Here is an 8312-nt window from a genome sequence, read left to right as displayed (position 1 = left end):
GGAAGTTTTATTTCATCGATGCCAATCTCTGCTACAAATGCAAGATTTGATTCAAGGGTTAACTGGTTTTCATTGGTGGAATAAAATCGGAGTTTAATCGTAAGTCATTTACCGGACATGATATAACAGAGCCTGAAAACAGAGTCGCAACAAAATCCGTGGCGCAGTATATGCCAATACTGCAACCTCTATCTTATTAACTGCCACCATTTTTACAGCTATCTCTACAGGAATATAAAGTAATTTTATTATCCCCGTCACTTGTGAGTTTGCTTCTGTTAAACTTTGGCTACCTTGCCAATAATATCTGCATCGAATAAGAAACAATTGATGTAGTTAAATCAACCATATTTAAATCTATAAATTACGGTTGATAATCTCCTTGAACTCATTTTGCAACTAGGAGCTTATTGCTGAAGTTTTGGAGTTGATATTGAATCCAATTACCGCCCTTAGCTATACATTGATGGCATATATCTCCATAGCCTTCGCCTTGGTCATTACATATAATCAATCTGGCTTCGTGCGTCTGAAAGTTTTGCTGGCAAATTAAACATACTTGGCTACTTTTGCCTGTATTGCATTCTATCTGAAATTTCATCTTTCTTATCCTTATTGAATCCATTTAAACGAAGCGAGAAATAAGAGATATCTTAATTATCTTTGGTTTTTATAAAACTTACATCTATACAATGAAGTGTATATTATTAAAATTAAATGTAATTAGGAATACAATTTAATTATTGTAAAAAATAAAATGGAATATATTTAATAGTTTTTATTTTAAATAATTAAATGAAGTAAAAAAATATATAATAATTTCAAAAACAATGTTTTATATTATCAATTTAGATTAATTGATTTTCAAATTTAACAAACAGAAAGAGCATTATTATTTTTAATTTTAAACAATTCTGTTTTTTCACCTTCAATAAAAGTTTATAATCCAAGATATCAACAAATTGCTGTTGACACCTCTGTTGTAAATTTCGGAAAAAAATAATCGAAGTAAAAATCTGAACCTATTATTTCATCAAGCTTTCAGTTTTTATTTTTTAACAGAAACTAAAATTTATAGCCAAAAACTAAAAGCTAAAACTCCAAAAGGCTTTCAGTGATTTGGTTATCCCAGATTGATAAAATATAGTTAAGTGAGCCATTGCAATCCTTTATCTTGTAATTTCTGCTCTAGCTGCTGCATATCCTGGATAGTTTCTCCAGTAGCGATCGCATAAATTTCAGTGTAGATTTTTCCATATTTGGCCTTCTCTAAAGCCGATAGGATAATCAAGTCCTTCCGATCTAATTCTGGTTTTAAAGTCACTAAAATTGAATCCAGTGTTCCTTCCATGCGGTAGTCACTGGAATATTTTGCTACTTCCTTTCCCAGTCCTAGTAAGGTATGACGCTGCAAACACAGAGGAGTTGACCCATTGACTCGGAAATTGGCATCGATCGCATAAAATTTTCCGTCTCGATCTTCCAACACATCGAACCCAATCACGCCAAAATAACCCTGTTTGTGAGCATACTCACCAATGGTGGCAATCATCTCAAAAAACTTGCTCATGTCAGTGTTGCGGTAGTCAATCAATCCCCCTAAATAGTTGCCTTCTGGAGTGACGAGTTGACTGGTAGTACCGATGAGGGTTATCTCTCCCGTCTTGTTGACATAGAACTGTACGCAGTAATTATGCACCTCATTCTTGACGAACTCCGAGACAATAATCGTATCCAGCAACTTAATATTGAGATATTTCCTGAGTTCTTCAAAGCAGTAATTCAGATCGCTGGGACTTTTGATGATATAGGTGCCTTCTCCTGAAAGTCCGTGGGACGTTTTAATTAAATAGGGAAATTCTGGTAACTGAATGTCTTCCAGACTATAGGTGTGCAGATTGTAGCTCTCGTATTTTGGACATTGCACTCCCAATTCGTTTAAAGTTGCTTTGCTGAGTAAGCGGTAATGAGTGTCTGAATCAATAGCGTGTTTTTCAGGATTGAGGTTATCAAAGGGAAATAGAGTGATGAGTTTATCAAAGTCATCGCTCTGGCTGAGGTCATCCAAATAAGTCGAGCAATCCATCATCTCAATATTGCAGTGCTTTAAGCCAAAATGCTCTTGCCAGTATTCAAGCAGTGAATTTGGTGGTGGAATAATCACAATTCCTGGAATGCGATCGCCTAACACAGCCAGATTTTTCCAAGGTTCCTTCTGACAAATCTTGTCGAAGGAAGTTTTGCTGGCTTCACTACTGCCATCTTGAATAAAATATTTTTTCCGGTTGGGATAAGCAGCCCAACTGGCAGTTGCAGGGTAATTTAGGATAAACCCATAAGATGCATCTGTGATATCTTCAGCAAACAGATCAGAAAGAGAATTCCCTTGAAAGTATTGAAAATTATATTTTGAGTTCATTTAGCCCTCCGCAAAACCGCATCCCCCTATGGATGCGTTGTTGATAGTAAACAAGTCTTCTCATTTTATTAGTAACACCAATTGGACAAAATACAACTACATATTCAAACTTAAAAACCCAAATTAAATGTGATTTACTTAATTTCGTAGCTTGCTTATCGCTGGAGGCGAGGATTACGAATTGGCCTGAGTTATTTTTGAGTAAAAACAGCCACTTTGTCTTGTACTGTCTCAGTTCTAAAGACAGGAAAATTAGACCTCTTGCAAAAGGAACTTTTGCACTCTTGTAGGGAAAGGAGAAAAGGGCAGGGTGAAAGGGAAAATTCCATCCCTTTCACCCTGCCCCTTATCCCCACTTCTGCAAGAAGTCTATAGAAGATCCACGAATAGATCGCACGAAGCAGCACAAGTTAATCGATATCATGACTATAGCGATCTGTGCAGTGATATCTGGAGCAGATATTTGGGTGGCAATCCGCTGTCTGTCTGGGACGTGATGAGCGTAAATCGAACACGCGTTTGTAGCGTTCCCATGTCTCTTTCAGTAATGTGCACGGCCCTGCCAAACCCTCAGCCCTGTAAATACTAAGTCTGCACGGCTGAATAGTTCGGCTTCGTAATTCTTTAAAGTGGGTGATGTGATGCTCCTTTGAATGCAGATAATTCATCCATGCAATCGTATACCACGGCTTGGGGTTGCAAGTGGCAGATAAAAGCGATCGCCATTGGTGTGTAATAGCAAGAAATAGTACAATCCGTCGTATGCTGTTGCACTTGGATTCTCAACAATACTCCTTTGAAATAGAGGCATTGCCAGGGGAAACTATTGCCACAGATGGCAAAGTACTGCGTTGAATTATGCCCAATTACTTAACAAACTAACTGTTTGACGCTCCAGCCAATGCAACACTATCCCCTGGCTTTGAAGGCCATCTGACAGTCAGAATAGTGCAGTCGGACTCAGCAACCCACCAATGGGGTACACCTGCACACCAAAGAACGTAATCACCTTCACAAGTTAATAAAATTTCTCTATCTTCAAATTGCAGACGAAATTGTCCGTCAATGAGAATTGAAAGCGTAGCAGCTTGGTTATTTACCGCCCATTCAGTTCTACTGTCACCTGCTTTGTGAACAGCCCATTTTACTTCTAGCATTTCCGTGGAACGCGGATCGTCTTCGGGGGTAATAAAGTGACCTATAAACCATCCCCAACGATTTACACCTTCAACGCCTGCGTTTCCATAAACAACTTTAGGCCGCATCATTTTACTCCAAAAGAAGGAACCAAAATTTGTCCGTTGTAACCTGCTTGCTTGTATTGTTCAAGGATATGGGTTGTAATACTTCTGGCTTCACCAGCCACAACCAAAGCTACACAAGCACCACCAAAACCAGCACCTGTCAGTAAACAAGATATGTTCAGTATCAGCCAAGCTAGAAGCCATTTGATCTATTACACCTTAAAATTAGCTGGCAGTTCTTCATCTTTAAGACGCTGCGCTTCAATTTCATCCGTCAATACCAAAGCATCTTCAGTAGTTACTAATACTTCTGCTACGCCAGTTTCAGCAGTCAGCAGCACGGTATTAGAAGCGTCAGCCGTCGCCCAAGCAAACCAGTCTGTATCACGCGAACGCACACCTTGCACTTCAGAGTTACGCAAGGTTTGCCTGATTAACTCTAGCTTTTTGGAGACTTCTTCGTTCATAGAAAATTAGTAACCACAGATGAATACAGATAATTATGAGATTTCTCTGTGTTTATATGCGTATGTCTGTGGTTTGAAAAAAACTTGGATATGGTATTATATTGAGTTTGGCATTTTAAGATTTACAACTACCACTTATAATCCCTTAGCTGAATTTCAGCATCTATTCAGTGTGGGCTTTTCTGGACTCCACAGTATCTGTATGTATGGGTCATTTCCCTTGCCCCTGCCTCTTTGTTGAAGTTTATTCTATAGAGACTATAGGAATGACATATTATAGTCATTATAGAATAGCAATTTGCAGCGATGTCCGAAAAATGGTTTTATGGTCGGGTTTCGACGATGGAGCAACAAGAAGATCGCAACGCTCTGAAAAAACAACTAGAAAGAGGTAAGAATGTTGGATGCGATCGCTTTTACTGGGATATTCAAAGTCGTACAACCGAAGTACGTAATGGGTTGCAGCAATTAATTGATGATCTAAAAATATCACCAAAAGGTACTGTTAGCGATTTAATTGTTACCAGAATTGACCGGATTGGGTCATCATCAAAACTGTTTTACTCGCTGTTGGAAGTATTACGGAGTAAGAGTATTAGGCTAGTAGCACTAGACCAAACTATTGATACAGAAAGTTTGGGTGGCGAGTTGACGATTGATATTTTACTGGCAGCCAGTAAATTTGAAATAAAAATGTTGTCCAGCCGTGTATCTGCCGAACGCAAACATCGTATGGTTCAAAGGAAAAGTCATCGGTTTGCACCGTTTGGATGGAAGGTTGTTGATGATTCCTACACCAAGGATGAAAGTTGGTGTGTTTCGCTACTAGAAGGCAAGCGTAGTTTTAGGGTTTGGGAACTAGCTTTATTTATATTTGAAGTATTTGATAATTGTGGTAGTGCCAGAAAAACTTGCAATTTATTAAATGAGATGTTTGGGGTATGTGGGAAAGTAGATGCAAAAAGCACAAAATTAAAAGGGAATCATCGGATAATGCCCGATGATATCGAGCAATTTAATTTATTGCAAAATAATAAAAAAACTTATCAACGATACCCTTGGACTGGCTTACAATGGTCGCCTGCTGGGCTAAAAAACTTCTTAGTAAATCCAGTACATACAGGTGGAACGCCATTTAACGTCACCACATCTAGTCCGTCAGGCAAACAAATCAAGCATTTTGATCAGTGGGATTGCAACTGGGATACCCATGAGGGAATAATTACCCGCGAACAACACGAACAAATAAAACGCACTATTCGCGGAAATCGAAACAATAAGTGGGCTGCACGAAAGGAAGATATTAACCCATTCGCTAATTTATTAAAGTGTGGTAGATGTGGCGGCGCACTAACCCGGATGTCGTCCCGACGCGATCGCAATGGGCAATATACAGCTTACTATCAATGTACCTACTACTCACTCGGCCGTTGCGATGCCAAGGAAATGCTTAGTAGTCGAAGTTTAGATTCACAAGTGGCTGATTTGCTAGTAAGTGAAGCTACTAGGCTCGCTGGCATGGTGGATTTTGCAGAAGACAAGTATCTTGAACCTACAGAAGTTAAAGAACTGCGGGAAACTTTAGCAGGGCTGGAAAAATTATCTACTAATCCTTTTGTAGAAAAAGCCAAAGATGGTATCCGTGACCAAATTGCTGGTATCTTAAGTCTGCATGGAAACATTACAAAACGTAGCTTGTTGGTTCGAGAAGAGTTGGTGCAGATGTTCCGCGATCGCGAATACTGGGACAGTCGAATATCTGAGGATAAAAAACGAATACTAAATAAACTTGTCCGTCGTATTGTTGCTGACGGGCGGGTTGTTGTGGGTATTGAGTTTTTTTAGTTTTCTTTTGCGTACAATTTCTCGGTATTCTTCTAATTGGCGTAACCAAAATTCTTTCTCTGATTCGATTCTCATTTGTAGCGTTCTCCATCAATAAATTTAGATTAGCTTTAAGTTGCAAAATTTCTGTTCTCTACAAACAACGTTCATTCGTTGCACAAGCACAACTTTCGTATCTGCTAAATTTGCTAGATGAAGAACTAAATTTCGGTTTATCGAACCATTTTTTTTCCAAACATCACTTTCCTTGCGGTTGGGTTAAAGCGAAAAGGGAAAAGGTTTTGAATACATCCTTTACCCTTTACCCTTTTCCCCAAAACCCGAGAAGTATTGATCTGCCTCTTCATTGAACTTACTACAAAAAAGAGAGTCAGGGCAGCCTTATGCTACCTTGACTCCCCATCGTCTAAAATGTTTGAGGAATTTATTACTTCTCGCTCAATACCTGTGCTGCTAGCAAGGCTAATGCTGCTGTACCAGCGATCGCACCCCACTGGAGAAGCCGATTTTTATCTAGCCAGTCGGAAACACTAGGTATAACTAAGTTGCTATAGTCTCCGTTAATTCTTTCGTCTTCAGCAACAGGTTGGTAAAAATTATTTGGTGCATCTTCAGATTTCGGCTCGGAAGTCCGTTGTAAATCAAAGCCGACGAGCAGTAACAGTGAATCTACTAAAGGCGGTGAGATGCGCTGTAACAAATCTAATATTTTAGCTACATCTCCAACCAAGAAGTCACGAGTTGGATGTTCGGCTGTATAGAGAATAGCATCAGCTACAAGTTTAGGCTCGTAGTAAGGTGGTATCCCAGAAGGCTTTACACCTAATTTTGTCAAACCATTGTTCCAGAAGGGAGTGTTGATCACTGCTGGCTTCACACTTGTGACACTGATAGGCCATTTTTCATGTTGCAACTCAACCCGTATGGCTTCGATAAAGCCCTCGACCCCATGCTTGGCTGCCGAGTAAGCACTTTGATAGGGGAGCGATCGCCTACCTTCCATTGAAGAGACATGGATTAATGCCCCCCGTCCTTCACGCTTCAGATGGGGTAGGGCCGCCATTGCACCATACACCTGTCCCATGAGATCGACATCAATGACATGCTTAAACTCTTCTGGTGTTGTATTGTCGAAAGTAGCAAAGATGCCGATTGCGGGGACATGTACCCATGTATCGAGTCGCCCGTAGACTTCCACAGTTTTATCTGCGATCGCCTTAACTTGGTCAAATACTTGCACATCAGCTACGCAATAAGTTGCCTCGCCGCCAAAGCTGCGAATCTCCTCCACTAAAGACTTTAGCTTCGACTCACCGCGAGCGGAGACTACCACTTTTGCCCCGCGTCTAGCAAACTCAAGAGCTGTGATCCGTCCGATACCGCTGGAGGCTCCAACAACGGAAACGACCTGCTGATTGATTGGCTTTAATTTCATAATAAACTTCTTCCATGCTGCTTATCACTTTGGTAAATTCACAATTGAAAATAATAAAAGTGAATTTTTAAATAAATTGCTATTTATAAATAACTAAAAAATATTGAAGTTTTTTTTACTGCTTTGGATAAACTATAGCAGTCCTAAATGATACGTAAGAATGAATGCAGGCTGAAATGCTTGTAAAATAAGGATTTTTGTCTCAGTACTTTCTCACGAATGATTCGGTATTGCTATATTATAACTTTATATAAAATATCCTAAATAGACATATTTTCAGCCTTAATGAAGCTCCTCAAATATTTTTTGAGGAGCTTTTAGACTGTAAAACCATTAGTGACTAAAATAATTTAACTATCCTATTTAGGATAGTCGTCTACCTAAAGAAAGGGCATTCTATTAAATAATTTTGTGTTCTAGAGTACAAAGTTTTGAGAATGGCAATTTTTACTTTTTTTACAAACAGCCTCTTAGTCTGATTCATATCAAGTCCGGTTAATCACTTTATGATTACTGCATCTGTGCAAAAATCGGAAAAGCCTCTTTACCCCTGCCTTCTGCGGTCTAAATGATAAGTCTTTACGCGGACACGATATCACTCCTCAAGACAGATGTAAAAGCAGATTTTATTGAACCTCCCGCTTCCTTCCGTGGTCAAAATTGGTGAATGGGCTACGCTAACAAAAGTAAAGCAGGCTTTGTACCTGGCTTTGAGACTTAGATTGTAGACTTCACCTAGGCTGTAGACTCTATGCCTTTTTAGGGAGTAAAAATTCATGCAAAATTTGTGTAGTCATTGCGAGCGGAGCGAAGCAATCCTAGGCGATTGCTTCGCTCCGCTCGCAATGACAGGAGAGAGATTTTTCACTCTCACAAAAATAGCATGAACCGAAAATCACCAA

At 39.4% G+C, this 8312-nt stretch carries 7 protein-coding genes and 1 pseudogene; 3 read left to right on the top strand and 5 right to left on the bottom strand.

Annotated elements, in window-relative coordinates:
- Positions 1 to 388 precede the first annotated feature (388 nt).
- Together RM347_RS35160 and RM347_RS35155 are read right to left on the bottom strand one after the other, a co-directional pair.
- Positions 389 to 601 carry a hypothetical protein gene (locus tag RM347_RS35160; protein ID WP_322716005.1) on the bottom strand — a complete coding sequence of 71 codons (213 nt, stop codon included), beginning with the start codon at positions 599 to 601 and terminating at the stop codon, positions 389 to 391.
- 546 nt (positions 602 to 1147) lie between these two features.
- Positions 1148 to 2419, bottom strand: a complete 1272-nt coding sequence (locus RM347_RS35155) for an ATP-grasp domain-containing protein (protein WP_322716004.1) — start codon at positions 2417 to 2419, stop codon at positions 1148 to 1150.
- Between the two features lie 371 nt (positions 2420 to 2790).
- Between RM347_RS35155 and RM347_RS35150 the strand changes: the two are divergent.
- Together RM347_RS35150 and RM347_RS35145 are read left to right on the top strand one after the other, a co-directional pair.
- Positions 2791 to 2889, top strand: a pseudogene (locus RM347_RS35150) (transposase family protein); the annotation flags it as partial.
- A 232-nt stretch (positions 2890 to 3121) separates the two neighbouring features.
- Complete coding sequence (locus tag RM347_RS35145) at positions 3122 to 3274, top strand: hypothetical protein (RefSeq protein ID WP_322716006.1); 153 nt, start codon at positions 3122 to 3124, stop codon at positions 3272 to 3274.
- A gap of 23 nt (positions 3275 to 3297) precedes the next feature.
- On the opposite strand, the gene RM347_RS35140 is transcribed toward RM347_RS35145, so the two are convergent.
- Both RM347_RS35140 and RM347_RS35135 read right to left on the bottom strand, forming a co-directional pair.
- The gene (locus RM347_RS35140; protein ID WP_322716003.1) at positions 3298 to 3687 is read right to left on the bottom strand and encodes a signal peptidase I; all 390 of its coding nucleotides are present in this window, start codon (positions 3685 to 3687) and stop codon (positions 3298 to 3300) included.
- 188 nt (positions 3688 to 3875) lie between these two features.
- A complete protein-coding gene (locus RM347_RS35135; RefSeq protein WP_322716002.1) occupies positions 3876 to 4130 on the bottom strand; it encodes a hypothetical protein in 255 nt (84 codons plus the stop codon).
- A gap of 306 nt (positions 4131 to 4436) precedes the next feature.
- On the opposite strand from RM347_RS35135, the gene xisF reads away from it, so the two are divergent.
- Positions 4437 to 5975: a fdxN element excision recombinase XisF gene (gene xisF / locus RM347_RS35130; RefSeq protein ID WP_322716001.1), complete on the top strand. Its 1539-nt coding sequence runs from the start codon at positions 4437 to 4439 to the stop codon at positions 5973 to 5975.
- Positions 5976 to 6402: 427 nt separating this feature from the next.
- Here xisF and RM347_RS35125 read toward each other — a convergent pair whose 3' ends face one another.
- Positions 6403 to 7410 carry an SDR family oxidoreductase gene (locus RM347_RS35125; protein ID WP_322716000.1) on the bottom strand — a complete coding sequence of 336 codons (1008 nt, stop codon included), beginning with the start codon at positions 7408 to 7410 and terminating at the stop codon, positions 6403 to 6405.
- Positions 7411 to 8312: the final 902 nt, after the last annotated feature.

The sequence above is a fragment of the Nostoc sp. ChiQUE02 genome (assembly GCF_034531305.2).
Classification (GTDB): domain Bacteria; phylum Cyanobacteriota; class Cyanobacteriia; order Cyanobacteriales; family Nostocaceae; genus Nostoc.
This window is presented reverse-complemented; position numbering and strand designations above follow the sequence as displayed.